Below are 25,138 nucleotides of genomic sequence, written 5' to 3' on the forward strand. Positions count from 1 at the left end.
TCCTTCGCCCGTGATATGGGAATGCGTTTGCTGGCCTGACTCGGGCGCCATTCGATCCTGTGCAATCGCATCGCCAGCACCATACGCCAGAATGAGCGCAGATATCGTAACTCCCAGAACGTGGGTATACATTTGAGCCTCCTCAGAAACACACACCCCGGGGGCTCCTACTCCCTGAACCGCTCGCGACAAGGGAGCCGGCACCCTCTTTGGGGTAGTTGGTGGAACTTTATAACGTTGCCCAAGTGCCGCATTGAGCGATGTCAAAGGCCGGCGGGATAGCGTGACGAACGAAGACGCGATTTCCCATTGACGTTGCGCAGAAACTCTAAACGATGACGACATCGCTCCAGCCGGAATGGCAAGGCCCGACCATCACCCTAAACTGGAGCAGGCTGGCGTTTGGCGTCGAACAGCGACCTGCGCGCCATTGTCGTCTTTCTCATACTCAGCCTCGCGGCGCGGCCGACCATGCGCGGCGTGACGGGGATGCTCCGCGTGCTCTTGATCGAGCCGTTGTCATTGCGGTTACCCGAGGGAACTAATCAGAAAGAACGCGCGGCCAAACAGGATGATCACGCAAGTGAAGTGAGCGAAGCCGGGAGAACAACGGGACCCGCCTTAAGTACCCACGTTGAGAGCTTCGAAGAGTGAAGTCGCCACGCTATTTATTGGTTGTAAGCCATCAATGCTCTTGAGAATGCCATTCGTGCGATAGTAATCGATGAGCGGCTCAGTTTGCCTACGGTATTCTTCCAGACGAACCTTCAATGCGTCTTTCGTGTCGTCTGCTCTCACAGCGTGGCCGTTCGTCCTTGCTTCTTTGGCTCGATTGAGAATGCGACCTAGATCCAGGCGGCGCCAAAAGAACAATGCTCATTGCATCATCTCCGTTGCGGGTTTCTGATCTTCGGCTTGATACTGCTTGGCCACACAACTACACCGACGCACCCTTCTTGTTCTGCCGGTTCTTGACGAGATCATCGACCACGGCGGGATCGGCCAGCGTCGAGGTGTCGCCGAGGCTTGACGGTTCATCCTCGGCGATCTTGCGCAGGATGCGGCGCATGATCTTGCCGGAGCGGGTCTTGGGCAGGCCCGGCGCGAACTGGATCAGGTCGGGGGAGGCGATCGGACCGATGTCCTTGCGGACCCAGGCGACCAGCTCCTTGCGCAACTCCTCGCTCGGCTGCGTGCCCGCCATCAGCGTGACATAGGCGTAGATGCCCTGGCCCTTGATGTCGTGGGGATAGCCGACCACGGCGGCTTCGGAGACCGCCGCATGCGCCACCAGCGAGCTCTCGACCTCGGCAGTGCCCATGCGGTGGCCGGAGACGTTGATGACGTCGTCGACACGGCCGGTGATCCAGTAATAGCCGTCGGCGTCGCGCCGGCAGCCGTCGCCGGTGAAATACTTGCCCTTGTAGGTCGAGAAATAGGTCTGCTCGAAACGGGCGTGATCGCCATAGACGGTGCGCATCTGGCCGGGCCAGGATTTGACCAGGCAGAGATTGCCGGTCGCCTCGCCGTCCAGCACCTTGCCCTCGGCATCGACGATCTCCGGCACCACGCCGAAGAACGGCCGCGTCGCCGAGCCGGGCTTGAGCTTGGTGGCGCCGGGCAGCGGGGTGATCAGGATGCCGCCGGTCTCGGTCTGCCACCAGGTGTCGACGATCGGGCAGCGGCTGTCGCCGACCACGCGGTAATACCATTCCCAGGCTTCCGGATTGATCGGCTCACCGACCGAGCCGAGCAGCCTCAGGCTGTTGCGCGACGTCTTCTTCACCGGCTCGTCGCCGCCCTGCATCAAGGCGCGGATCGCGGTCGGCGCGGTGTAGAAGATGTTGACCTTGTGCTTGTCGATGACATTCCAGAACCGGGAATTGTCCGGATAGTTCGGCACGCCCTCGAACATCAGCGTGGTCGCGCCGTTCGCCAGCGGCCCATAGAGAATGTAGCTGTGACCCGTCACCCAGCCGACGTCGGCGGTGCACCAGTAGACGTCGCCATCGTGATAGTCGAACACGTATTGATGCGTCATCGACGCGAACACGAGATAGCCGCCGGAGGTGTGCAGCACGCCCTTGGGCTGGCCGGTCGAGCCTGACGTATAGAGGATGAACAGCGGATCTTCCGCGTGCATCGGTTCGCACGGGCAGTCCGTCGTCACCATCTCCGCCGCCTCGTGGTACCAGAAATCGCGGGTCGGATTCATGTCGACGGCAGCCCCGGTGTGCTTGACCACGACGACCCAGTCGACGCCCTCGGTCCGGGAAAGCGCCGCATCGACATTGGCCTTCAGCGGCACCTTCCGTCCGCCGCGCAATCCTTCGTCGGCGGTGATGACCACCTTGGATTTGCAGTCGTTGATGCGCTGGGCGAGGCTGTCGGGCGAGAAGCCCGCGAACACCACCGAATGGATGGCGCCGATCCGCGCGCAGGCCAGCATCGCATAGGCGGCCTCGGGGATCATCGGCAGATAGATGGTGACGCGGTCGCCCTTCTCGACGTTGCGGTTGCGCAGGATGTTGGCCATCCGGCAGACTTCGTCGTGCAGCTCGCGATAGGTGATGTGCTTGGACTTCGAGGGATCGTCGCCCTCCCAGATGATCGCGGTCTGGTCGCCGCGGGTCTCGAGATGGCGGTCGATGCAGTTCCAGGCGACGTTGAGCACGCCGTCCTCGAACCATTTGATCGAAATGTTGCCGGGCGCGAAGGAGACGTTCTCGACCTTGCTGTAGGGCTTGATCCAGTCGATGCGCTTGCCGTGCTCGGCCCAGAAGCCGTTGGGGTCGGAAACCGAGCGCCCGTACATCTCCCGGTACCTGGCGTCGTCAACATAGGCGCGCTTGGCCCAATCGGCGGATACCTCGTAAGTCTTCTCCTGTACAACGAGGTTCGCGCCTTTCGTGTTCATCAGAAATCCTCCCATGACCGCTAACTAGTTGACTGGCGGATAATCTCTTCATCCTGCGGGCACGGTTTCAGTCCGCGCTCTTTTGTCGGATTCCTAAAGGCACTTCAGCCTTCCACGGCGAACGACCGGCAAGCGGCCTTACGCTATCAGACCTCTGCTCTCGCATTCCTATACGGCTACGCGACGGAGGCTGGCTTGATCTTTGTCAAGCGCGAAAGCTAAAGGGTTTGCTTCGAGCAAGGCCCCTCTTCCCGCGCGATAATACTGCGCAGACCCGCTCGACCTCACGGCCAATGATGCATTCGACTTCTTGACGTCGGCAATTTCGCGAACTTCTGGTCGATTCACATGAACCACCCGCACTCGGCCCCCGACTATCGCCCTGTTCATACGCAGCCCGCCAAAGCTCGCGACAAAGATCTCAACACGCGACGATCTCGCCGGATGACGTGATGCTTGGGAAGCGAGAACCTGCACTGGCCGGCATATTGATCTGGGTCAAGGCGCTCGCTGCTTGCTCGTACATACGTAGTGTCGCTTTGTCGTGAGCACTCGTGGCTCACGCTTACATGTGCCCGACTTCGAAATATGCGAATGGACACCGTGTGGCAGCTCAGATTGCGCGGGTCCGAAGTTCTTCCACGAACTCTGAAGGGACCATGGATGTTGAGCAGCTACGAAAAGATCGAGCAAGACCCCAATTATCAGGAGTTGGTTCGCCGCCGCTCGTCGCTTGGCTGGACGTTGTCGCTGATCATGCTGATCATCTATTTCGGCTTCATCCTCCTTGTGGCCTATGCGCCAAAGCTCCTCGGCACGCCAATCGGGACAGGCGTGATAACCATCGGCATTCCGATCGGACTGCTTGTCATTGTGTCGGCGTTCTTGCTCACCGGCATCTACGTCAGCAAGGCCAATTCCAATTATGATCCACTGATCCGCAAGATTGTTGGAGCGAACCAGTCATGAGAAAGCTCTCCTGTCTGCTGGTGACATCGCTTGTTTGCTTTCCCACCTTTGCGCTTGCAGCCGGAACCATCGATGGCGGCAGCAAGCAGGCGGTCAACTGGGCTGCCATTGGCATGTTCATCGGTTTTGTCTTATTGACCCTTGCCATAACTTATTGGGCGTCAAAGCGGACGGTATCGGCTGCGGATTTCTACTCCGCGGGCGGCGGAATCACCGCCGGTCAAAACGGCCTCGCGATCGCCGGCGATTACATGTCGGCGGCCTCGTTCCTAGGCATCTCGGGCCTTGTCTACACCTCCGGCTACGACGGTCTGATCTACTCGGTCGGCTGGCTCGTTGGTTGGCCGGTCGTCACGTTCCTGATTGCCGAACAACTGCGCAATCTGGGCAAGTTCACATTTGCCGACGTTGCCTCTTTCCGGCTCGGGCAGACACGGATTCGCGTCCTGGCCGCGTGCGGCTCGCTGGTGACCGTCGCCTTCTATCTGATCGCGCAGATGGTCGGCGCCGGCAAGTTGATCCAACTGCTCTTTGGCCTCGAATACTGGATGGCCGTGATCCTGGTCGGCGGCCTCATGATGATCTACGTGACCTTTGGCGGTATGAAAGCCACGACCTGGGTGCAGATCATCAAGGCCGTGCTGCTGCTTTTCGGCGCAACGTTCATGGCCGGGGCGGTACTTTATGAATTCGGGTTCAGCCCCGAAGCGCTATTTGCCAAGGCAACAGAGGTGCACCCCAAGAAGATCGCGATCATGGAACCCGGCAGCTTGATTTCCAACCCATTGTCGGCGATTTCGCTGGGCTTGGCGCTGATGTTCGGTACCGCTGGCTTGCCGCATATCCTGATGCGCTTCTTTACGGTGAAGGACGCCCAGGCGGCACGCAAGTCGGTGTTCTATGCAACCGGCTTCATTGGTTACTTCTACATCCTGACCTTCATTATCGGGTTCGGCGCTATCACGCTCGTCTCGACCGATCTGGCATTCCTCGATGCGGGAATCCTGGAGAAGACCAAGAGCGGGATCGCCGCCATCAAGGGCGGCTCCAACATGGCCGCTATCCATTTGGCCGACGCGGTTGGCGGCAACCTGTTCCTCGGCTTCATTTCGGCGGTCGCCTTTGCCACCATTCTCGCAGTGGTCTCAGGCTTGGCGCTCGCTGGAGCCTCGTCTATCAGCCATGATATTTACGCCATGGTGATCAAAGGTGGAAACGCCGACGAACAGGACGAGGTTCGCGTCTCCAAGATTGCGACGCTGTTTCTCGGCGTACTGGCGATCATTCTTGGCATCATCTTCGAGAACCAGAATGTCGCCTTCATGGTTGGCCTCGCCTTCGCCATCGCCGCATCGTGCAACTTTCCGGTGCTGGTGATGTCGATCTTCTGGAAGGGTCTCACCACGCGGGGCGCTTTGATTGGGGGCTTCCTTGGTCTGACAAGTGCCGTGATCGGCGTTATACTGTCGCCCGCCGTGTGGGAAGTGACCCTGGGTTTTGCCAAGGGATCGGCGCCAGTCAGGCTGGACAACCCTGCCATTTTCTCGATGACCCTTGCGTTCGTCGGCATATGGCTGTTCTCGATCCTGGACCGCAGCGCGCGGGCGAAAGTCGACCGAGATGGCTTCGACGCACAGTTTGTGCGTAGCCAGACCGGAATTGGCGCAGCAGGAGCGACCGCGCACTGAGACCCGGACCTTGAGAGGCTGGCCTACGCAATACTCCAAGCCGGGGGGCTCGAGCGCGCAATGCCCAAGGCTTTCGATGCTGCAAACCCGCCTTTTGATCGTCTGACGCCGCAAGAGGTCGAGACGCTTCGTGCGACGCTCGATATCGCCTATTTCCGCCCGGGCGAGACGATTATCAGCCAAGACACACCTTCCGATACTCTCTACGTCGTCATCAAGGGCACGATCGAGGAGCGGGACGGCGGCGACCTGCTGGCGCTGCTCGGCCCCAAAGACAGCTTCGATAGCCGCGCCCTCGTCCATGGCAAGAGCGGACACGCCTTTCTCGCTCGCGAGGAGACCCTCTGCTACGCCGCTCCGAAAGCCGCGATACTCGGCCTGATCCAGAGCAATCCGCGATTTGCTTCGTTTTTCTACCGCGACATATCGCGCAAGCTGGACGAATTCGTCCGCGACGAGGAGGAGCTGCGTTACGGTTCGTTGATGCGTTCGCGGATCTCGGAGCTGTTCCTGCATCCCGCCGTCTTCATTGATGCAGGCGATACCATCGAGGCCGCAGGCCACATGATGCACGAGATCGATAGCAACGCATTGTTCGTTCGCGACGGCGAACGAATCGGCATCATCACAGGCATGAACCTGTCCAAGGCGGTGGTGTTGCGTCGCCAATCGATCCAAACGCCCGTGCGCGAACTCGCGCACTTCGACCTGGTAACGCTGCGATCGGATGATTTCGTCTCCTCGGCGCTTGTGCTCATGACCAAGCTCAACAAGCGACGGGTCGCTGTTCACGACGGCGCGCGCCTTGTCGGCATCCTCGATGATATCGACGTGCTGGGCTTCCTTGCCGGCAGCGCCCAGGTCGTCGCGGGCCGCATTGAGCGTGCTTCGACCCAGGATGATCTAGCGGTCGCGGCGCGCGAAACAGCGGCGCAAGTGCGCACGCTGCGCCGCCAAGGCGTCGGTGTTGAGCTGATTGGCGAGATCATCTCCGATCTAAATCACCGCCTCTTTTCCAGATTGTTCGAGATGGTGGCGCCAGCCGAGTTTCGTACCAGCGGTTGCCTTATCGTCATGGGCAGCGAGGGCCGCGGCGAGCAGACCGTTCGCACCGACCAGGATAACGGTCTTATCCTGTCCGAACCGGTCGATGAGACGAAACTGGACGCGTTTCGAGCTGATTTTTCCGGCGCGCTGTCGAGCTTTGGTTTTCCACCCTGCCCGGGGAACGTGATGGTGAGCAATCCGGCATGGTCGAAGCCACTCTCCGAATTTCTCGCGGATTTTCGCAACTGGATGGTGCTGCCCGACAACACCTCCCACTTGAACGTCGCCATCCTCTATGATGCCCGGGCCGTCGCCGGCGACGCAGAGCTGCTGACCAAGGCCAAGGCCACACTAATCGAGGTGGTCCGCGGAGAGCAGGCCTTTCTGGCCCATTTCGCGCACGCGATCGATGCTTTCGCCATACCAATCGGTCTCTTCAAGAGCCTGGTCACATCTGCAGGCAATGGCGACGCGCTGGACCTTAAGAAGGGCGGCATCTTCCCGATTGTGCACGGCGTTCGCAGCCTTGCCCTCGAGCATGGATTGATGGAGACCGCCACCGACAAGCGAATTGTGCGCCTGCGCGACATCGGTGTGCTGCATGCAGACTTCGCTCGCGAGCTGAGCCAGGCCTTCCAGTTCATGCTGATGCTGAGGCTCGATGGGCAACTGGCAGCGTCAGCCGGCACCTCAGGTACCCTTGTGCGGCCGTCGTCGTTGTCCAGCATGGAGCGTGACCTCCTGCGCGATGCATTTCATGTCGTGAAACAGTTTCGCGAGTTCATTCACCGTCACTTCAAGCTCGACGTGTTTTGACGTGATCCCCCGCGCGATCAAACGCCTGTTCCATCAAGCGTCAATCGGGGATCAGTCGTACCGGTTCATGTTCGAGCGCGGCTCCGCAGATGAAGTTGTCGCGATCGATTGCGAGACCACAGGGCTAAATGTGCGGACCGACGACATCATAACCATCGCCGCGATCAAGATACGAGGCAACCGTATACTGACCAGCGAACACTTCGAGGCGACCGTGCGCCCCGAAGCCGGTATGCGGGCCGAGGCGATCAAGGTGCATCGCCTGCGTCAGGCCGACGTTGCGCAGGGGCCGCTGATTTGGAAGGCGCTGCCGAGCTTCCTGCATTTCGTCCGCGGGCGGCCACTCGTCGGGTATTACCTCGATTTTGATATCGCCATGCTGGACAAGTATGTCCTTCCCTTTATCGGGATCGAACTGCCGAATTCGCGCATCGAGGTCTCCAAGCTCTACTACGAACGCAAATACGGCGATGCGCCGCCTAATACATCGATCGATCTGTCGTTTGCTGCACTTCTCAAGGATCTTAACATCCCACCTCTCGCTCAACACGACGCCTTCAACGACGCGTTGATGACTGCGATGATGTATGTCTTGTTGCGTGACATGAAGGAGAGAGGAATACGCATCCCGCGCCTGCGCACGCATGCTGTTTTTGATCCGACCGGCGCATAAGGATCTACGATATCCGCGCGAAAACTCAACTGGGCCAACGAGGCTTTGGCTCGTTTGCCGCTTGTGCATTAACTCTGGCTGTAGCGGTGAGCAACTCGCTGACCGATTCCGAAGGCAAATTCAAAACGCTTCGAGGGAGTCGGCGATCCTTTCCGTGGTGCTGGGCTGCCGAGTGCTTGGGCCGGGCTCATGTCCGCACACCGGTCGACTCAGTTTTGCTGCCACGTTTCGACTAGCTTTGCAGTGTTGTCGATCACGCGTTGGCTATGTTTGAGGAGACGTTCTGTATCCCGCCGGATGAAATCGAGTTGATGCCTGGTGCACTCCTGGTACATCGCTCCAAGATCCCTAACCGAGTGCGCCTCCGCCAGTTTGGAAAGAAATTCGTTGAAGATTGCCGTCTCCGCGACCGCACGATCGACGATCTCGTTCCCAACAAACAGCATCTCGTCGAATAATGCATTCCCGGTGCCCTCTAACAGAGAAAACGCATACTTGTTCGCCTTCGTAAATCCCGAAATGGCATCGGTCGCGAGTGGCTTAGCCGCGGCATCCCGTTCAGACTGTTCAGTCATAAGCAAGCCCTCCGGTAATCATGGTTTCTCTAGGCGTATCCGGCACCCGATCACATTCAACTTGATCAGGATTGCACAGCGACAGACTCCTGCAGGGCGCGCATGACATCTTTCCGGGAAATGATGCCGGCAAGCCGCTGGTTCGCGTTAAGCACGGGCATGCTGCGCAGGCGGTATTTGACCATCAGCTCGAGCACCCGCGTCAGTCTGGTTTCCGGCACAACGTAGATGAATTCCGACGTCATCACGTCAGCCACCCTGCGCTGCATTAGATCGCGATAACGCGGAATCATACGCGTCGGCGTGAAGACGAAGCAGGATAGGTAGTCGAACTTCGAGACGATGCCGAGAACCTGACCGCCATCGGTGACGGGATAGGCGTTGAAGTCTTCCTCCTCAAAGAGCTCGCCTAGCTCGCGCATTGTCATGTCACGCGTGACCGTGCTCGGCGCGCGCGTCATATAGTCGGCAACGATCTGCTGGAGGAATTTGTACAAGGTGGATCCTCGCGCTCGTTAGCGATCGATTAAAGCAATGCCGCGCGGAAAGATGTTGAGGGAGATCAACGGCAGCGCTCAGCGGGACTGCGGCCTTGGGTGAGACAGGGAGCTGCATTGCGTCGCCAGCTTGGCGTTGCATGCGGCGACCTCGGACAGGAGCGGGCTCAAGAACTCGGGCCTGACAGCCGCCAATGCTGCAACGCAGCGCCATAAGGACGGCGCCTCTTCCCTTGAGCAGAACAGGTCATCGGATCATAATTGGGAACCGCCGACCCAGCGCTACCGAAGTGGATAAACCCTTGACCAGTTTGGCTTCCTCACCAGCCGACGCCGCCACCCACGATCAGTGCTTTCGGCGGGGGGCAGAGGGCGCCGGCATCGGCGGCTGGGATCCAGATCTGTCCACCCGGGAGTTGTTCTGGTCGAATACCGCGCGAAAGCTGTTTGGCGTATCTGATAGCGCCCCAGTCACGCATGACCTGTTCCTGTCGCTCCTTGAGCCTGACGACCGCGAGCGGGCCAAACAGACGATCTCCGGTTCGGTCGAGCCTGGCGCTTCTTTTGACCTCGCTTGTCGGCTGAAACGGGAAGACGGCCGTAGTCACTGGGTCCGCGCCCGCGGCAGCCTCATCCGGGATAAGGACGGCACGCCCTTGCGTCTCGCGGGCGTCGTGCTCGACATCGATGGCGAGAAGCGGCTTGAGGAGGACCTGCTTACGCGCGAGGGGCATCTACAATCGATCCTGGAGACGATCCCCGACGCGATGATCGTGATCGACGGCCGAGCCATCATGCAGTTCTTCTCGAGCGCGACGGAACGGCAGTTCGGCTATCACGAGCAAGAGGCGATCGGCCGGAATGTCAGCATGCTGATGCCGGAGCTGATCGCATCGAACCGGCCGGTCGACTATGGCATGGTTGAAGTCTCGGTGTTCGACACCGGGCACGGATTCCCTGCTGATGTGGGGAAGAACCTGTTCAAGACCTTCTTCACAACCAAGGAGACCGGCATGGGAGTAGGCCTATCGATCAGCCGCTCCATCATCGAGGCCCATGGCGGGCGGATGTGGGCCGAGTCTAACGAGGCCCGCGGCGCGACGTTTCGCTTCACGCTGCCGGCTGTCCATGACGAGAGTTTGACAGATGGCACCTAGAGGAAAGGCCTACGTCATCGACGACGACGAGGCGATGCGAGATTCGCTGCAATTCTTACTCGATGCCGCGGACTTCGAGGTCAGCCTGTTCGATTCGGCGCAAACATTTTTGGATCAACTTTCCACAATCGAGTTCGGTTGCGTGGTCGCGGACATCCGCATGCCCGGCATCGACGGCATAGAGCTGCTGAAGCGCATCAAGGCGAACCGCGCCACGCTTCCCGTCATCATCATGACCGGCCATGGCGACATTCCCTTGGCCGTTGAAGCCATGAAGCTCGGCGCGATCGATTTCCTGGAAAAGCCATTCGAGGACGACCGCCTGGTCGCGATGATCGACGCCGCGCTGCTGCAGGCCGAGGCCGGCGCCCGCGATGAGGCGATGATGCAGGACGTCGCAGCCCGCATCGCTTCGCTCAGTCCCCGAGAGCGCCAGGTGATGGACGGCCTGGTGGCCGGGCTTTCCAACAAGATGATCGCGCGCGACTACAATATTAGCCCCCGCACCATCGAGGTTTACCGGGCCAATGTGATGACCAAGATGCAGGCTTCCAGCCTATCGGAACTGGTCCGTCTCGCCATGCAGGCCGGCGCCCTGAAAGATTGACCTGATCAAGTTGCCCGCGTCGGAAGGCTTTATTCGCTGCCTGGACGCGTCGATCCCGAAGAGGGCAGCTGCTGCCGACATCCGCGATGTGCTGGTCAAGTGGCATGTCGAGGTAGCCTTTCTGTCCATATCAGGCATGCGGTCAACCGCGACTTACGCGGGGCCACGCTATAATCACTCGCCTCCGGGATTCTACGTAGTGGCTTGCCCCTAAGGCATCTAGCGAAATTGTCGGGCTCCGTTCTTCCGTTTACCAACGGGCCATCCGCTGCAGAGGAGATGGCTCACATGCTCACCCAATCGACCTCCCTTTCCGTCAGCATCAACAGGCCTACTCCCGGCGCATTTGTCCCCTCTAAACCGTTCAGTGGCCTCGCGGGCCTTGCCGGCCTGATCGCCACCGAGTTCACCTACCGCAAGGACGGGGAGATCTATGGCGAGGACGAGCCGGCAGAATATATCTACCAGATCGTCCGCGGCGCCGTACGCACCTACAAGCTGCTGTCCGACGGCCGTCGCCAGATCGGCGCGTTCCATTTGCCCGGCGACGTGTTCGGGCTGGAATCCGGCACGAAGCACCGCCTGGCGGCCGAAGCCGTCATCGACACCACCGTGCGCCTGGTGAAGCGCCGCAGCCTCGAACAGGCCGCCGGCACCGACGTCCAGGTTGCCCACAAGCTTTGGACCATGACCACTGATGACCTCAAGCATGCCGAAGAGCACATGCTGCTGCTCGGGCGCAAGAGTGCGATGGAGCGGGTCGCGACCTTCCTCCTGGAAATGGATCGCCGCCTTGCGGTCGCCGGCATGATGGCGCTGCCGATGTGCCGCCGCGACATCGGCGACTATCTCGGACTGACACTGGAGACCGTCTCCCGCGCGCTATCGCAGTTGAACGACGAAGGCGTACTCGGCTTTTCCGGCGCCCGGCAGATCGTCCTGCGCAACCGCCAGCGCCTGCGCAATATGGATATCTGACCGGCACCAGCCATCAAGGGCGGCTCATTTCTCGCGCCATTGGTGCCAAGAAGCGATCTCAACTCGTCGCGATCAATGCCGACGGACCTCCTGTACTATGCTCACAAGATGCGCTCGTGTTTCTGCTGCTCATAGCTCGCCCCCCAGGTAGGACCGGCCCATCAAACTATCGCGCAGTTCGACAAGGGATGCGGCGGAACTCCCATCTTCTACGATGGAAAGTCGGCGGGCTTCACCTCAAGCCGGTCGGCATGCAAGGTCCAGTCATGAACCCCGCGCATCTCGCAAAACTTTCGCTTGGCGAGATCGATCGCGTGCGCACTCGGCTCGATCAGCGACACCCCGGAGTGTCTTCAGCAAGCGACGAGGTCGGTGTGCCCACATCCCTTGGAGTAGTCGAGCACAGAGATGACCGTCGGGATCAGGCGGAAGATGCGGACCTCGGAAGGTTTCGGTATCGGTAGGCCGACGCCCTTCTGGTCCGGGTACCGCGACATCAGGAGCGACATGGCCTTTTCGGCTTCGGCAGGGTCGATCACGACGTTTGCCCGCGCCGCCATGGATAGGCCGGTGATGTCCATCACCTGGGCGGGATCGTCATCGATCGCCAGTGACACGCGGTCGTCGCGCGCCAGATTCGACGCTTTTTGACTGTCCGGGCCGCACAGGAAGTAGATCGCAAAGCCATCGTTCGCATATCCCACGGTGGTCACCTGCGGCCACCCGTCCGGCCGGAGCGTTGCAATTCTCATGGTGCGGTGTTGATCGAGCAGCGCAAGGATTTTCCGTCGGAATGACTCATCCATCGATCGCCTCCACGTCGCAAAATTGTCGAAACCCTAGCGGCGACGGAACAGGCGTCTTTGAGGAATCTCAACGTTTCCTCGGCTGCAATGAGACATTTTGAAACTCGCGCGCGTAAGTCAAACGTTCGCGTAAGGCGTGCTCGGTGACGAAGTGTGCAATGGACGCCTACCTGCTACTGCGCTTTGCCCATCTGCTCGGCCTCATGCTCATGTCGGCCGGCCTCGTCGGCGTCTTCGTCTCTGATATGCGTTCGCGGCAAGTGCGCGACCTGAAGCTTTTCGCCCAGGCAGTGACCGTAATTGCCGTGTTCTAGGATGGGCTCGTCGTTCCGGGCGCGCTCCTTCTGCTCGCGGCTTCAGCAGATCCGTCGTGAGATCGGGAAGACGTCGAGCGATTATGACCGCGAGAAACTTGAGGAGCGGCTTGCCAAATTGTCCGGCGGCGTTGCCGTCATCCGCGTGGGCGCTCCCACCCAAGCCGGGATGAAGTCCAAGAAGGAGGCGCTGGATGAAGCCATCAGTTCCACTCAGGCAGCAGTGGCCGAAGGCATTGTGCCTGGTGGCAGCCTTGCGCTTCTGAAGTGCATCGGGGCGATCGGTATTGAGGAGGATGCCTGCCATGGTGACGAAAAGACCGGCGTCAGTATTCTGAAGCGAGCACTCGAGACGCCCGCGCGTCAGATTGCAGAGAATTCCGCGGTCGATTGGGGCATGGTAGTGGCGAAGATGATGGCCGGCCAAGGCAACTTTGGCTTCGACGCCGCGCGCAAGGAGTATGTCGACCTTGTCGAGGCCGGCATCATCGACCCTGTAAAGGTGGTTCGAACGGCGCTGGAGAACGCGGTTTCGGTCGCGAGCGTATTGCTGCTTACTGAGGCTATCATGACCGAAATACCCGAGGCCAAGAGAGAGCGGGCGACAGAGCCGGAGCTTGCGATCTGATTCTTGCCGGCGATCCCCGCGAGGCTCGGTCGTCGAGGCCGTTGGCCCCTCCCCCCCCTCAAGGGTGCCCATGCGCGCTGCCTCGTTCCATGGCCGGCAGCTTGATCCTTGTCAAAACCACGCGCGCTCTCGAATGCGAAGTTTCTTATGGTTCACGAGACGGCTTAGCGGGACGACGAGGAGATGAATCGCCTACGGCTACGGGCAGATCCGAGATCGGCTGATGCAGGCTCTGCCAGAGCCAGCAGCGGAACGGCACCCCTCACGATCATACGACGCCGGGGACGTTCTCGCCGCGGCAACGTCGTCGAAGTGGCCCTACCGTCTCCTGGTATGGCCGGCTTCTCATCATTGGAACGCTACTGGTGGCGGCGGGATGGGAAATATTTCGGCTCCTACTTGCCGTACTCACACTTGATTAAACAGCAGCTATAATGCGTGTGTTCATCATCTCATCCTTGTTCGGCGCTCTTGCTGCGGGTACCGCAGTTCAGGCACAGCACATCGGTGATATTCGGCAAGGACGTCAGCTTGCACTTGGTGTCTGCGCCTCATGTCACGCTGTCCGCGCCGGCCAGCCTCAGTCGCCCCTCGCGACAGCACCGAGCTTCGAAAAAATCGCCAACACGCCGGGGATGACCGCAGCAGCTCTTAACTTCTGGCTTACCGCCCACGCACATCCCACCATGCCGCTTCTAATTCTCTCTTCGCAGCAGGTTCGTGACGTATCGGCCTATATTCTGAGCCTGCGGGACTAGCGCACCAAGCCCTTGATGTAGGCTACCAAATCGGCAATCTCGGCGCGCGAGAGCGAGAGGTTCGGCATGCGCGAGTGATGCGGGCTGGCCAGGAAAGTTGCGAGCGCCGTCTCGTCGAAACGTCCGCCGATCTCAGCGAAGGTTGGGACAGTGTCGGAGGCTCGTTGCTGCCCGGGCGCAATCACATGGCATTCGGCGCACCAGCGCTCGGCAAGCCGATGGCCGTTGGCGCTGTCGGCGGTCGCCGGGTTACCTGTCGAGATCAACAGGCAGAGGATAGCGAGGCCAAGGCCTGCGAACCCTCCATTCTCATGCTGCATCGCTCCCTCCTCTCCGTCGCTTGCCGGAGCGCCCCCTTCGGACCCTATTCGAGCGAGAAACGTCGAGTCCAGCATTGATCAATCCTAAGAGAAGTGCCCGTCCATGCGGCTGCCCCGGGCTTGCTACACCAACGATTGCTTCGCCTTGGGCGTGTAACGCCCGTCGAAGTGGGCAGAACGGTGCAGAAGCCCCATCGAACAAGGCTGCAAGCGCTCGATCGCAGGGTCGAACAAACGTCAGTTGGCGGCACAGTCTCGGCAACGCACTCGCACGGCAAGCATTACTTCTGAGGCCGAACTTGTTCGAGCGGAAAAAATGCTTTGGGCCGACAAGCCAAGTGCACTCTGATCTAGATCAATATGTCGGTAATTCTCTGCACTTACGTACGAATGGTCGCAAAATCCAGGGAAGAACGACATGTTCAAGAGCATCCTGGCACTCGTCCCTTCCGAGCGTCCGGTTCGGCCAGTTATCGACGGTTCAGTCGCGCTGGCTATGGCCTGCCACGCCCATGTCAATGCATTGGCGATCGGCTACGAGTCCACCAATATTCCGATGGCCGCAATAGCCGGCCCGGCGACCGGAATGATGTTTGAGGAAAACCGGCTCCGCGCTCTCGAGCGCGCACAAACAGCAATGAGCGTCTTCGAGGTCGAAGCAAAAAACGGTGGAATTTCCTGCAACTGCCGCGCGATCAGCGCAATTCCGGCCGAAGCACTCTCGATCGCCGGTGCAGCTGCGCGACTTCATGAATTGATCGTCGCTTTGCAGCCGGAGTTTGAGCGCCACACGTTCGACAACGACCTTTCCATGGAAATCCTGTTCCAGGCAGGCGGCCCAGTCCTGTTCATGCCATACACATTCCGCGGCGCATTTTCGGCGCGCCGTGTCGGAGTCTGCTGGGACGGAGGCCGTCTCGCGAGCCGCGCGCTGCGGGACGCGATGCCGCTGCTCCGCAAGGCAGATGCACTCACGATTATCACCATCACGAATTCCAGCTCGATTCCGGCCGAGGCCACCCCCGAGCGTCTTGTCCGGCATCTGGCGCGCGTTGGATTGCCCGCCAGGATCGTGTCTTTCCCGGCAGGACATTCTGAAATCCAGCCGGCCATTCTTTCCGTTGCGGCGGATCAAAGCCTGGACCTATTGGTGATGGGCGGCTACGGACATTCGCGTTTGCAGGAAAGGATCCTCGGCGGCGTCACCCGTGAAATGCTTCGGTGCATGACGGTACCGACGCTGATGTCGCACTGATACTTCCGAATCGGAATGCCGACCTATCGCTGAATTGCGACGACCATCGCACGCCACTTTGCGGCGCCCGGCAATGAAATGCGAGCGGCCCTGTAGGCGGAGTTCCTACCCCTCGAGGTAGATCAACCTGCTCGTCTCGATCCGCGAGAGGCTCTACGACAAGATGCGGACTGGCAGGCCAGCACAATCGAGGATGAGGCGCCCACATCAACCAGATCGAACGCTTCTTCGTCCTCATCACCGCGCATCCGCTGCGACTCTTTCGATTCCACCGCCGACTATTTCGATCCGGCCGAATCCGCGCTCATCCTCGACTTTTCGTCTGGCTGGCACAGGATCAGACGGAGCCCGTCGGCGCTGATTGGCTGGACCGACTCGCCAATGGGCGCGCGGGTTTGTTCTGCAGTGGGACGATTCAAGTGGGCGAAACTGGTCTTTTCGACCCGCTTGGACCACGATCGATAATAAGCAACGGCCGTCATGATGGCGAGACCGCCGCTACCGACGATGAGTTGAGCAAAAACGCCGTCCGAAGTCGTTCGCAAGACAAAGTACCCGATGAATGAAAGGTAGATTCCCACGCAGAACACTTCGAGAGACTGCTGGCCGCATTTGACCAGAGGTTGCCATATGGCCGCCTGGAGTCCTTGGGCGTCGATTGGGATGAACCGCGCCGCCAACGTGATCAAAACAGCCAGATGCAGGAAGCGGTAGGGTGCCAGATTGGTTTTGTCATTCGGGTTGAAGGCCTCGAACAAGGCGCGCGGAAGCATTCTCTCGAGCTCAGGCAGATGCGCCGACAGCGTCAGCACCAGCGCAAAGGCAAGATAGATCGCACCAAGCAGAACGATGAGCCGCGAGCGCACCAGGAAGTGCAGCGTTTCGGATCCGCCCAATGCCAGCCACGCGCCCACGACAAACAGAAGCTGCCATGCGAACGGGTTGAAGTACCAGACGCCTGACGGATAGGAGGGCAGGTTCCACCCAAATTGCCGGGCCGCAAAATAAAGCAACACCGATCCAAGCATTACCCCGTCTGGACTTCTAAGCATCAGCCAAAGCACCAGTGGAAAGACGCCCATCAAGAGGACGTAGAGCGGCAGTACGTCCAGATTGACGGGCTTGAATTTCAGCGTCAGCTCCTGAGTCAAGGTTTCCACCGGAGCATGGATGAGAGGGGCTGCGTTATATCGATCGATGAGATCAGGCAGGTCAAAGCCCTGGGACAGAAAATGAATCGACGCCAGGTAGAACACGAACAGGAGCACGTGGGCGACGTAGATTTGCCAGACCCGCCTAAAAAGCCTTGTCGTTCCGAAAATAAATCCTCCGTCGTCCATCCTTCGTGTGTACACGGTGGCTGACGTGTACCCGGAAATGAATAGGAACAGATCGGCGCCGTCGCTGAAGCCGTAATTCCGGAAGGTCAGCCAGGCGAGCATCGAGCTTGGAATATGGCCGAGGAACATCGCCCAGTTGGCGAGGCCTCGAAATAGATCGAGGCGGAGATCTCGCGTGCCTGGTGGAAGAGCAAGCTTTGCTCTCATCGGGTTCAATCCGAATGGGACAACCGGCATGTCAAGGCTCACACAGAGCGTCCGGTTGACCGCCCGCATGCCTATTTCAGTGTCGGAGCCTGCGACGATCGTTAAGAAAGACAAACGTTACGAGCGATGCCGATGAGCTTGTTGAGCCATATCAAGGATGGGAAAAAGCGGCAGATTGGATCTGCAGGAGGTCGGCGGACCCACGCGCCGCCTAGCGCTCCGGGGAAACGTCCGTTTGTAAGGTCCGCTCGCTCCAGCAATTTCGGGTAGCTGCCCGATCCGGACCTCCGGCAATGCTCGCTTTCGTGGCGTTATCGGGGCATAGCAGATGTTGAACTCGCTCCATCTATGCGCATGCGTGCCCAAGCTAGTGTGACATCATCAGGCAAATCGGTGCCTCCCGTAGAAGGCCGATGGTCATGCCTCCGAATATCCATTCACCCAACCGGCTGTGCCCATAGCCTCCCGTCACGATCAAATCCGCGCCTTCATCCCTTGCCAGCCGGATCAGGTAGCGTGCGTCCGGCTCGGCCGTGTGCACGCGAACCTCGTATTGACAGCTTGCGCCGTGACGCCCGAGATATTTTGCGACGTCGCGCACCCGGAGTCGTGCCGCGTCCTGCTGGTCCGATGTGCAGAGTTCGATGACGGTCACCCGCGAAGCCCTGGTTAGGAACGGCAGCGCGTCGCGCACCGCAAGCCGGGCCTCCCGGGTGTCCTTCCAACCGACCACGACACGGTCGGCCGACAGCTCCGTCACGCGCTCGGGCACCGAAAGCATCGGTCGGCCCATCCGGAGCATCGCCTCGGCGGCATCGATATAATGGTAGTAGTTCTCCTTCAACTGCTTGCGCTTGATGACCACGAGGTCGGCTGCTCTCGCCTGATCGACCAGGAAGGTGGTCGGAAATTCGTACGCCCAGCGCCATTCAACCTTGTCTCCTGGCAGGCCGACGACGCTCCTGAACCAATCCTCTTTGGCGGCCAGACCCGCCTGCATCCGCTTGAGGTCCTCTTCGGTGGTCTCCTCAATCATCACACCCTCGGCAGCAAAGGGAGGCTCGACGGCGAAAGCGGAAACGCCAATGATGGACGCCCCGAACTTGGTCGCGATGCCTTCTGCGACTCGGATCTGCCCTTCTTCCTGCTGCTGGGGATCTACATACACCATGACATTGGCAAGGCTCATAACCATGCTCCATTGATCTGGGAGTGACACAACCTCTCGCGCATCGACGCGTGGCCATGGTTGACCCAGATCAAGATGACACATGGAGAAGGGTATAAAATCTGAACGGCAAGTCGCCGGTTGGTATCGTCGCCGGTTGGTATCATCGCGCGCGCAAACATTCTTCAGGCGGTAACCTCCACTAGAAAGCGCCGCCGGGATCCTCGAGCCTGTCTCAAGGCGAACACGTGAACCTTCTGCGGCAGAAAGTAAGACGCGACCTCACGTGCAGGGCAGCTTCTCGCGCGAAACGCACAGTGGCTGGATCGGCACGTCTAGGGGCCGGTGCTGTCGAAAAGGGCTTGAGGAGCCGAGCGAACGGTGATTCCTGCTTGGGAGGTAGAGTGCCCCATAGACCATGAGGCATTCGCTTCTGAGTTTGACTTTCAGCGCTCGCAAATCACTGTTGTCGAGCGAACGAGTCCCCCGACCGGGGCAAGTAATCTGATGCTCGTCGGTTGCTACTTTTGCTGAATGCGACTCAGGTAATCGACAACAGCGAGGATGCGTGTTCGCACGACGACCTCCGGGCTTTGCTCCGGCCCGGCCATTTTCCAATAAGACGGATCAACATAGTGAGGCAAGTTGATGATGGGGTTGAATCGATCCCCCCAAATCGGCATTTCACGAGTGCCGTGAGCGGGAATTGTTTTCGATCCATATATGGTTTCATAAACAGCGTCCGTGGGAAAAACCCCGTTGTTGTTCTTGGCCAACATCGTCAAATCGGAAGGCGGTACCTTGAGCTGCTCGCTGACAGGTCCTTTGCCTTTTCCATCCGTGCCATGACAGCTCGCGCACGAAGATTCAAATTCTGACTTACCGATGTCGAAGTCTCCAGCCTGAGCCGCACCAGCAATCTCAGCAGTAAGGCCGGCAATCATCAACCACTTCAGGCAACTGGTGATCATATCATCCCCCTGCCCACAGTTTTCGGATAAGTCTTACTAGGCTTCCCGGGGTTTGGTTCAGTTTGATCCAGGTCAATACAATCTTTGAATGCTGCAGGTGGCAGGCTGACGGCAGCGGCGTGGTGATCTAGCTTCTTTGAGAAGCCATTGGTGAGGCAGGCAAACCGCTTCTGGCTCATGCGGAGCGTGAGGCTTTGATGCTCAACGTAGCTGGTCGAGACGTTCGCCGGAATGCCTCTCAGCCTCACGGCTTACGACTTCGATTTGCCGGCCGAGAAATACAAGGACAAGCGGCCACTTCACCTTGGCACTAGCGTTCCCACCTTTCCGTTGATTCTGCTCAAACGATGAAGCCGGTTTCGGAAGAAAATCATATTTGTCTAGCTGCGGAGACAAGCAATGTCGTTCGAGCGGATCCTGCGATGGACCTTGGTTGCGATTGCAATTGCGGGATTGGCCACGGGTATTAGCGCACGAGTCACCGGTCGGCCTGATCTGGCCGATCTGGCATGGACGCTCGGCACGGCGCCGGTCATTGGGGGACTTGCCGTCTCGATCATCAGGGACTTGCTGGCCGGCCGCGTAGGAGTGGACGCGATTGCGCTCCTGTCGATGAGCGCGGCGCTGGTGCTTGGCCAGCCGCTTGCCGGAGCCGTGGTCGCGCTGATGTATGCCGGCGGCAATGTGCTGGAGGATATCGCGATCGCACGGGCGGAGCACGACCTGCAGTCTCTGGTTGATCGCGCACCGCGCCATGCAGATCGCAAGACCGGCGATCGGATTGAGCAGGTTCCGGTCGAGGCAGTCTCGGTCGGCGATGAGCTCCTGGTGCGGGCCGGCGAGATCGTACCGGTCGACGGTGTCGTTCACTCCGCTTTGGCAACCATCGACGAGTCTGCGGTTACGGGCGAGCCGATCCCGATCGAGAAGACACGTGGCAGTGCTGTTCTTTCCGGCTCGCTAAATGCGGGCGAGACCTTTGAGTTGACCGTGACTGCGCCCGCCGGCGAGAGCACCTACGCTGGCATCGTGCACATGGTTACGGCGGCACAAACGGCGAAGGCCCCCTTTGTGCGGCTGGCCGACCGCTACGCGCTGATCTTTCTGCCGGTGACGCTCGTCATCGCCTTCGTGGCGTGGCTGATCTCCGGCGATCTGACCCGCAGCCTCGCCGTGCTGGTGGCGGCGACGCCTTGTCCGCTGATTCTGGCCGCGCCTGTCGCCTTCATTGCCGGCGTGGCCCAAGCGGCACGCCGTGGCATCCTGGCCAAGGGCGGAGGGGCGCTGGAGGCGCTGGCTCGTGCGCATACCGTGTTGTTTGACAAGACCGGCACCCTGACGGTGGGAGGCGCGCCGTTGCTTTCGGTTGAGGTTGCGCCGGGAGAGGACCCTGAGGAGATCCTGACGCTTGGGGCGTCGCTCGAGCAGGCCTCGCATCACGTGCTTGCCAAAGCCGTTGTCACCGCGGCCATCGATCGCGGTCTCAGGCTCAAGGCGCCCGAGCAGGTCAGAGAGACCATGGGTGCCGGGCTCTGCGGTGTCATCGACGGTCGTCAGATAACCGCGGGCTCGCGGCAGATGCTTCTGTCGGACGGCGAACGATCGCCATGGGAGCTGCGGGCGATCCGGCGGGCTTCGTGGCGTTCGGCGCTGATTGTCTTTATCGCAGTAGAGGAGCGTCCAATCGGTGCGCTGCTGTTGGCCGACGAACTGCGGGCCGATACGCCGCGGGCGATCCGGCTGCTGCGCGATGCGGGAATCGCTCGAATGGTAATGGTCACGGGCGATCGCGCCGCGGCAGCGCAGGCCATCGGTGCGGCGCTTGATCTCGATGCTGTGCTGGCCGACCGCGTTCCTTCCGACAAGGTCGAGGCGGTGCGCAGCGAACAGCGACTGCATCCGACCATCATGGTCGGCGATGGCATCAATGACGCTCCGGCACTGGCCGCGGCGGATATCGGGGTCGCACTCGGCGCGCGCGGCGCCAGCGCCTCGTCCGAGGCGGCGGACGTGGTCATCCTGACCGACCGGCTCGATCGTGTCGGCGAAGCGATCATAATTGCGCAGCGGGCACGGCGTATCGCGCTCCAAAGTATTGTCGTTGGCATGGGATTGTCGTTGGCCGCCATGGTGGCTGCCACCGCTGGCTGGCTCGATCCTGTGCCTGCAGCGATCCTCCAGGAAGTGATCGATGTTGCCGTAATCCTGAACGCATTGCGGGCGCTGACTCCGGCCCATGGCAGGGGTGGCCCGCGCATAACCGCAGAGCAAGGGCTGGCACTGCATCATGACCATCAGATCCTGTTCAAGGACCTCGATCGGTTGCGTAAGATCGTCGACACGCTGGACGATGCGACACCCGAAACCGCTGCGGCTTTGATCGATGAAGCTCATCGTCTGGTTCAGGGAAGCGTGGTGACGCATGAGCGCGAGGATGAGGGCAGCGTCTATCCTCAGCTTGCCGACGTGCTGCGCGAACGCTACGGCCTCTCGGCGATGAGCCGCGCCCATCGCGAGATCCTGCATCTTGCACGGCTGCTCGCCCGGATTGCAGAGGACCTGCCTCTGGAGAGGGTCGATCGCTATCTGATTCGAGATGCCCAGCGGGTAATCGAGGCGATCGAGACGCTGGTGCGGATGCATACCGCCCAAGAGGAGGATATTTACGAAGCTGTGGCGGCCTAGGTGGACCGTTGCAGGGGGCTCACGGTGGAAATCGGAACCGCCACCATGAAAGCGCAATCATCATTCGTGGATGCAGCGATTCTCGCTCGCTGAGCTAGGTCAACGCAGGAGCCTTTGGGAAATGCGAACGTTGAAAGCCGCTACGGCTCGGCTGACGACATCGAGGCAATCAAGCTGTGGTCGCACCATCCACGGCTCGGCCAACGCGCGATAGCGGCGATCAAGCAGCTTGAGGCAGCCGAAGCGCGCGCTGCGACGGGTTGACCATCGACACGTATTGGATGAAAGCAAGCGGACGGTGCCGACCCGGACCGGATAGCCGACGCGCGGGAGCTGTTGCGCGATTCACGACAGCGGTTCTGTTGCGGGCGCGCTCCATTTCCTCGATCAGCCCGACCAGCTATATTATTCACGGGCATGACCGACCGGTCGGGCGGCCGAAAAAGCCTCCAAGATGTCGCAGCGGGTATTCAGCCGACGCGGGCCATCGCACTGCACAACGGCCTGCATCGTCCCGAATCCAGATCCGCGGGACATTGAGGCTCCGGAGCGGAACCCCATATCTTCGGCAAGGGAGTCCTTGCCGTGCAGACCGTGAAGGCGGCCCTCGTCGCGGCGACGGCAGTCGTCGCTGTGGTTGTCTCTCTCCTCCCCGGTTTAGCCGAGGGGAGCAGCAACGTTGCACTGACTATTTCGATCGACGGAGCGATCGGGCCTGCGTCGGCGAGCTACGTGAAGGACGGCTTGGCCAAGGCCGGCGAACGACGCGCCCAGATTGTCATTCTGCGTCTGAATACACCGGGCGGCCTCAACACCAGCATGCGCGAAATCATCGCGGATGTGCTCGCTTCACCCGTTCCTGTCATCGGTTACGTCGCTCCTTCCGGCGCGCACGCGGCGAGCGCCGGCACATATATACTTTACGCGACCCATATCGCGGCGATGGCGCCTGGCACCAACATCGGTGCGGCGACGCCAGTGCAGATCGGCGGTCCGCTGCCGGGTCTGCCGGGCGGCGCCCCGGACAAGGACGGCAAGGACAAGAAGGATAGCGACCGCCAGCCCGAGAAGGACGCCATGACGGCAAAGGCGACGAATGATGCGGTGGCCTTCATCCGCAGCCTGGCCGAACTGCGTGGCCGCAATGCCGACTGGGCCGAGAAGGCGGTCCGCGAGGCCGCCACTCTATCTGCCAACGCCGCGCTGCAGGCAAATGTCATCGACCTCGTCGCGCGCGACCCGGCCGAATTGCTCAGTCAGGTCGATGGGCGCGTGGTGGAGGTTGCCGGCGGCAAGACACAACACCTGGCAACCAAGGAAGCCGTCCTCGAGCCCATCGATCCCGGATGGGTCTCGCGATTCCTGGCGGTCGTCACCAATCCCAACGTTGCATTTATTCTCCTGATGGTTGGCATCTACGGCCTGCTCTTCGAATTCATGTCCCCCGGGGCGATCGCTCCAGGCGTTGTCGGCACCATCTGCCTGCTGCTCGGCCTCTACGCACTCAATTTGCTGCCGATCAACTACGCAGGCTTCACGTTGATGTTGGTCGGCATCGCGCTTCTCGCCGTCGAGGCCTTCAACCCGACAGTCGTGATCGGCCTCGGAGGGGTTATCGCCTTTGTACTGGGAGCGATCATGCTCTTCAGGGTCGAAGTGCCCGGTTATCGGCTGTCGTGGTCGCTCATCGCCATCGTAGCAACGGTGTTCACCGGCTTTGTTTTCGTCGTGCTCGGCTCGCTTCGACGCGCGCGCAAAGGCCCGGTACTGGTCGGTGCGCAAGCCATGCGGGGCCTGCCTGCCGAAGTCCTCGACTGGAACGAGAGGGAAGGTCACGTCTTTGCGCACGGTGAGCGCTGGCAAGCGCGGGGCACGGAAACCTTCAAACCGGGGGAGGTGGTTGAAGTTGCCAACATCGTCGATCTGACGCTGGTGGTACGACGCACGGCCGCCAGGGCCGAGGAAGGTACATCATGATGCTCGAATATCTGACCTATGCAGCGATTGCGCTGCTCGTCATCATATTTCTGTCCCAGGCGATCCGCATTCTGCGGGAATACGAGCGCGGCATCGTCTTCACGCTAGGCCGTTTCACCGGAGTGAAGGGCCCAGGCCTCATCTTCCTCATTCCGGTCGTGCAGCAACTCGTGAAGGTCGATCTCAGGGTGATGGTGCAGGTCGTGCCGCCACAGGACGTGATTTCGCGCGACAACGTCTCGGTCAAGGTCAACGCCGTTCTTTACTTTCGCATCATCGATCCCGAGCGCGCCATCATCAAGGTCGGCGACTACATGGCCGCCACCAGCCAGCTCGCACAGACGACTCTGCGCTCGGTGCTCGGCAAGCACGAACTCGACGAGATGCTTGCGGAACGTGACAGGTTGAACGTCGATATCCAGGAGAGCCTCGACAAACAGACCGATGTCTGGGGCATCAAGGTCACCGCGATCGAAATCAAGGACGTCGACCTCAACGAAACCATGGTGCGCGCGATCGCCAAGCAGGCCGAGGCGGAACGCCTGCGACGCGCCAAAGTGATCAATGCCGTAGGCGAGCAGCAAGCAGCCGAAAAGCTCGTCGAGGCTGGCCGCATCCTCGCCCAGGAGCCGCAGGCGATGCAGCTACGTTATTTTGCAGCGCTGCATGACGTCGCGGGCGAGCGGTCTTCCACCGTGGTCTTTCCGCTCCCGACGAATCTGCTCGACCACCTTGGCCTGCGGAGCGGCTCGACCTGACTTTGCCGGCTGGCCCGCATGAGCCCG

The 25,138-nt window shown here is 60.3% G+C and carries 21 protein-coding genes and 2 pseudogenes; 15 read left to right on the plus strand and 8 right to left on the minus strand.

What is annotated here, in order from left to right; genetic code table 11:
* Positions 1 to 417 precede the first annotated feature (417 nt).
* A pseudogene (locus tag I6F35_RS23165) lies at positions 418 to 549 on the plus strand (YeeE/YedE family protein); the annotation flags it as partial.
* A 388-nt stretch (positions 550 to 937) separates the two neighbouring features.
* Here the strand turns inward: I6F35_RS23165 and acs are convergent.
* A complete protein-coding gene (gene acs / locus I6F35_RS23170; RefSeq protein WP_225119973.1) occupies positions 938 to 2,917 on the minus strand; it encodes an acetate--CoA ligase in 1,980 nt (659 codons plus the stop codon).
* Positions 2,918 to 3,580: 663 nt separating this feature from the next.
* On the opposite strand from acs, the gene I6F35_RS23175 reads away from it, so the two are divergent.
* The 4 genes from I6F35_RS23175 to I6F35_RS23190 are packed head-to-tail and all read left to right on the plus strand — an operon-like array spanning position 3,581 to position 8,110.
* Entirely contained in the window at positions 3,581 to 3,886 is a 306-nt protein-coding gene (locus I6F35_RS23175; RefSeq protein WP_346283194.1) for a DUF485 domain-containing protein, read from the plus strand.
* The gene (locus tag I6F35_RS23180) at positions 3,883 to 5,574 is read left to right on the plus strand and encodes a cation acetate symporter (protein ID WP_225119974.1); all 1,692 of its coding nucleotides are present in this window, start codon (positions 3,883 to 3,885) and stop codon (positions 5,572 to 5,574) included. Before I6F35_RS23175 ends, I6F35_RS23180 begins: the two co-directional genes overlap by 4 nt.
* Positions 5,575 to 5,634: 60 nt before the next feature.
* Positions 5,635 to 7,437 (plus strand): putative nucleotidyltransferase substrate binding domain-containing protein, encoded by a 1,803-nt coding sequence (locus I6F35_RS23185; RefSeq protein WP_225119975.1) that lies wholly within the window; start codon positions 5,635 to 5,637, stop codon positions 7,435 to 7,437.
* A gap of 1 nt (position 7,438) precedes the next feature.
* Positions 7,439 to 8,110: a 3'-5' exonuclease gene (locus tag I6F35_RS23190; protein WP_225119976.1), complete on the plus strand. Its 672-nt coding sequence runs from the start codon at positions 7,439 to 7,441 to the stop codon at positions 8,108 to 8,110.
* Positions 8,111 to 8,319: 209 nt separating this feature from the next.
* On the opposite strand, the gene I6F35_RS23195 is transcribed toward I6F35_RS23190, so the two are convergent.
* Both I6F35_RS23195 and I6F35_RS23200 read right to left on the minus strand, forming a co-directional pair.
* On the minus strand, positions 8,320 to 8,685 hold the full coding sequence (locus I6F35_RS23195; protein ID WP_225119977.1) for a hypothetical protein: 366 nt from the start codon (positions 8,683 to 8,685) through the stop codon (positions 8,320 to 8,322).
* Positions 8,686 to 8,750: 65 nt separating this feature from the next.
* Entirely contained in the window at positions 8,751 to 9,182 is a 432-nt protein-coding gene (locus tag I6F35_RS23200) for a CBS domain-containing protein (RefSeq protein ID WP_225119978.1), read from the minus strand.
* A 194-nt stretch (positions 9,183 to 9,376) separates the two neighbouring features.
* Here I6F35_RS23200 and I6F35_RS23205 point away from each other — a divergent pair, with 194 nt between their 5' ends.
* From I6F35_RS23205 to I6F35_RS23215, 3 genes are all read left to right on the plus strand, one after another.
* A complete protein-coding gene (locus I6F35_RS23205) occupies positions 9,377 to 10,339 on the plus strand; it encodes a PAS domain S-box protein (protein ID WP_225119979.1) in 963 nt (320 codons plus the stop codon).
* Positions 10,329 to 10,946 carry a response regulator FixJ gene (gene fixJ / locus I6F35_RS23210; protein ID WP_225119980.1) on the plus strand — a complete coding sequence of 206 codons (618 nt, stop codon included), beginning with the start codon at positions 10,329 to 10,331 and terminating at the stop codon, positions 10,944 to 10,946. The genes I6F35_RS23205 and fixJ overlap by 11 nt, the downstream gene beginning before the upstream one ends.
* Before the next feature lie 288 nt (positions 10,947 to 11,234).
* Positions 11,235 to 11,924 carry a helix-turn-helix domain-containing protein gene (locus I6F35_RS23215; protein ID WP_225119981.1) on the plus strand — a complete coding sequence of 230 codons (690 nt, stop codon included), beginning with the start codon at positions 11,235 to 11,237 and terminating at the stop codon, positions 11,922 to 11,924.
* A gap of 353 nt (positions 11,925 to 12,277) precedes the next feature.
* On the opposite strand, the gene I6F35_RS23220 is transcribed toward I6F35_RS23215, so the two are convergent.
* Positions 12,278 to 12,730 carry a pyridoxamine 5'-phosphate oxidase family protein gene (locus tag I6F35_RS23220; protein WP_225119982.1) on the minus strand — a complete coding sequence of 151 codons (453 nt, stop codon included), beginning with the start codon at positions 12,728 to 12,730 and terminating at the stop codon, positions 12,278 to 12,280.
* 158 nt (positions 12,731 to 12,888) lie between these two features.
* Here I6F35_RS23220 and I6F35_RS23225 point away from each other — a divergent pair, with 158 nt between their 5' ends.
* The 3 genes and pseudogenes from I6F35_RS23225 to I6F35_RS23235 all read left to right on the plus strand — a co-directional run bounded on the left by I6F35_RS23225 (position 12,889) and on the right by I6F35_RS23235 (position 14,430).
* Positions 12,889 to 13,044, plus strand: coding sequence for a hypothetical protein (locus I6F35_RS23225; RefSeq protein ID WP_225119983.1), 156 nt, complete (start codon positions 12,889 to 12,891; stop codon positions 13,042 to 13,044).
* Positions 13,045 to 13,087: 43 nt separating this feature from the next.
* Positions 13,088 to 13,672: pseudogene (locus tag I6F35_RS23230) on the plus strand (TCP-1/cpn60 chaperonin family protein); the annotation flags it as partial.
* A 434-nt stretch (positions 13,673 to 14,106) separates the two neighbouring features.
* The gene (locus tag I6F35_RS23235; RefSeq protein WP_225119984.1) at positions 14,107 to 14,430 is read left to right on the plus strand and encodes a cytochrome c; all 324 of its coding nucleotides are present in this window, start codon (positions 14,107 to 14,109) and stop codon (positions 14,428 to 14,430) included.
* On the opposite strand, the gene I6F35_RS23240 is transcribed toward I6F35_RS23235, so the two are convergent.
* Complete coding sequence (locus tag I6F35_RS23240; protein ID WP_225119985.1) at positions 14,427 to 14,750, minus strand: c-type cytochrome; 324 nt, start codon at positions 14,748 to 14,750, stop codon at positions 14,427 to 14,429. The genes I6F35_RS23235 and I6F35_RS23240 overlap by 4 nt on opposite strands.
* Positions 14,751 to 15,168: 418 nt before the next feature.
* On the opposite strand from I6F35_RS23240, the gene I6F35_RS23245 reads away from it, so the two are divergent.
* Positions 15,169 to 16,005 carry a universal stress protein gene (locus tag I6F35_RS23245; RefSeq protein ID WP_225119986.1) on the plus strand — a complete coding sequence of 279 codons (837 nt, stop codon included), beginning with the start codon at positions 15,169 to 15,171 and terminating at the stop codon, positions 16,003 to 16,005.
* Between the two features lie 278 nt (positions 16,006 to 16,283).
* Here I6F35_RS23245 and I6F35_RS23250 read toward each other — a convergent pair whose 3' ends face one another.
* The 3 genes from I6F35_RS23250 to I6F35_RS23260 all read right to left on the minus strand — a co-directional run bounded on the left by I6F35_RS23250 (position 16,284) and on the right by I6F35_RS23260 (position 19,691).
* Positions 16,284 to 17,621: an OpgC domain-containing protein gene (locus tag I6F35_RS23250; RefSeq protein ID WP_225119987.1), complete on the minus strand. Its 1,338-nt coding sequence runs from the start codon at positions 17,619 to 17,621 to the stop codon at positions 16,284 to 16,286.
* Positions 17,622 to 17,919: 298 nt separating this feature from the next.
* Complete coding sequence (locus I6F35_RS23255) at positions 17,920 to 18,741, minus strand: universal stress protein (RefSeq protein WP_225119988.1); 822 nt, start codon at positions 18,739 to 18,741, stop codon at positions 17,920 to 17,922.
* 500 nt (positions 18,742 to 19,241) lie between these two features.
* Positions 19,242 to 19,691 (minus strand): c-type cytochrome, encoded by a 450-nt coding sequence (locus tag I6F35_RS23260; protein WP_225119989.1) that lies wholly within the window; start codon positions 19,689 to 19,691, stop codon positions 19,242 to 19,244.
* A 399-nt stretch (positions 19,692 to 20,090) separates the two neighbouring features.
* Here I6F35_RS23260 and I6F35_RS23265 point away from each other — a divergent pair, with 399 nt between their 5' ends.
* The 3 genes from I6F35_RS23265 to I6F35_RS23275 all read left to right on the plus strand — a co-directional run bounded on the left by I6F35_RS23265 (position 20,091) and on the right by I6F35_RS23275 (position 25,111).
* Positions 20,091 to 22,376, plus strand: a complete 2,286-nt coding sequence (locus I6F35_RS23265) for a heavy metal translocating P-type ATPase (protein ID WP_225119990.1) — start codon at positions 20,091 to 20,093, stop codon at positions 22,374 to 22,376.
* Positions 22,377 to 22,961: 585 nt separating this feature from the next.
* Positions 22,962 to 24,353 (plus strand): nodulation protein NfeD, encoded by a 1,392-nt coding sequence (locus I6F35_RS23270; RefSeq protein ID WP_225119991.1) that lies wholly within the window; start codon positions 22,962 to 22,964, stop codon positions 24,351 to 24,353.
* Complete coding sequence (locus I6F35_RS23275; protein WP_225119992.1) at positions 24,350 to 25,111, plus strand: slipin family protein; 762 nt, start codon at positions 24,350 to 24,352, stop codon at positions 25,109 to 25,111. The genes I6F35_RS23270 and I6F35_RS23275 overlap by 4 nt, the downstream gene beginning before the upstream one ends.
* Positions 25,112 to 25,138: the final 27 nt, after the last annotated feature.

The sequence above is a fragment of the Bradyrhizobium sp. BRP22 genome (assembly GCF_020194175.1).
GTDB lineage: Bacteria > Pseudomonadota > Alphaproteobacteria > Rhizobiales > Xanthobacteraceae > Bradyrhizobium.

Excerpts from the sequence above, each read along its gene's own strand:
- I6F35_RS23220 (WP_225119982.1), bottom strand. The coding sequence starts at position 12,730 with ATGGATGAGTCATTCCGACGGAAAATCCTTGCGCTGCTCGATCAACAC.
- fixJ (WP_225119980.1), top strand. The coding sequence starts at position 10,329 with ATGGCACCTAGAGGAAAGGCCTACGTCATCGACGACGACGAGGCGATG.
- I6F35_RS23195 (WP_225119977.1), bottom strand. The coding sequence starts at position 8,685 with ATGACTGAACAGTCTGAACGGGATGCCGCGGCTAAGCCACTCGCGACC.
- I6F35_RS23235 (WP_225119984.1), top strand. The coding sequence starts at position 14,107 with ATGCGTGTGTTCATCATCTCATCCTTGTTCGGCGCTCTTGCTGCGGGT.
- I6F35_RS23275 (WP_225119992.1), top strand. The coding sequence starts at position 24,350 with ATGATGCTCGAATATCTGACCTATGCAGCGATTGCGCTGCTCGTCATC.
- I6F35_RS23215 (WP_225119981.1), top strand. The coding sequence starts at position 11,235 with ATGCTCACCCAATCGACCTCCCTTTCCGTCAGCATCAACAGGCCTACT.
- I6F35_RS23245 (WP_225119986.1), top strand. The coding sequence starts at position 15,169 with ATGTTCAAGAGCATCCTGGCACTCGTCCCTTCCGAGCGTCCGGTTCGG.
- acs (WP_225119973.1), bottom strand. The coding sequence starts at position 2,917 with ATGAACACGAAAGGCGCGAACCTCGTTGTACAGGAGAAGACTTACGAG.
- I6F35_RS23205 (WP_225119979.1), top strand. The coding sequence starts at position 9,377 with ATGCTGCAACGCAGCGCCATAAGGACGGCGCCTCTTCCCTTGAGCAGA.
- I6F35_RS23175 (WP_346283194.1), top strand. The coding sequence starts at position 3,581 with ATGTTGAGCAGCTACGAAAAGATCGAGCAAGACCCCAATTATCAGGAG.
- I6F35_RS23185 (WP_225119975.1), top strand. The coding sequence starts at position 5,635 with ATGCCCAAGGCTTTCGATGCTGCAAACCCGCCTTTTGATCGTCTGACG.
- I6F35_RS23260 (WP_225119989.1), bottom strand. The coding sequence starts at position 19,691 with ATGATCACCAGTTGCCTGAAGTGGTTGATGATTGCCGGCCTTACTGCT.
- I6F35_RS23255 (WP_225119988.1), bottom strand. The coding sequence starts at position 18,741 with ATGAGCCTTGCCAATGTCATGGTGTATGTAGATCCCCAGCAGCAGGAA.
- I6F35_RS23240 (WP_225119985.1), bottom strand. The coding sequence starts at position 14,750 with ATGCAGCATGAGAATGGAGGGTTCGCAGGCCTTGGCCTCGCTATCCTC.
- I6F35_RS23265 (WP_225119990.1), top strand. The coding sequence starts at position 20,091 with ATGTCGTTCGAGCGGATCCTGCGATGGACCTTGGTTGCGATTGCAATT.
- I6F35_RS23225 (WP_225119983.1), top strand. The coding sequence starts at position 12,889 with ATGGACGCCTACCTGCTACTGCGCTTTGCCCATCTGCTCGGCCTCATG.
- I6F35_RS23250 (WP_225119987.1), bottom strand. The coding sequence starts at position 17,621 with ATGCGGGCGGTCAACCGGACGCTCTGTGTGAGCCTTGACATGCCGGTT.
- I6F35_RS23180 (WP_225119974.1), top strand. The coding sequence starts at position 3,883 with ATGAGAAAGCTCTCCTGTCTGCTGGTGACATCGCTTGTTTGCTTTCCC.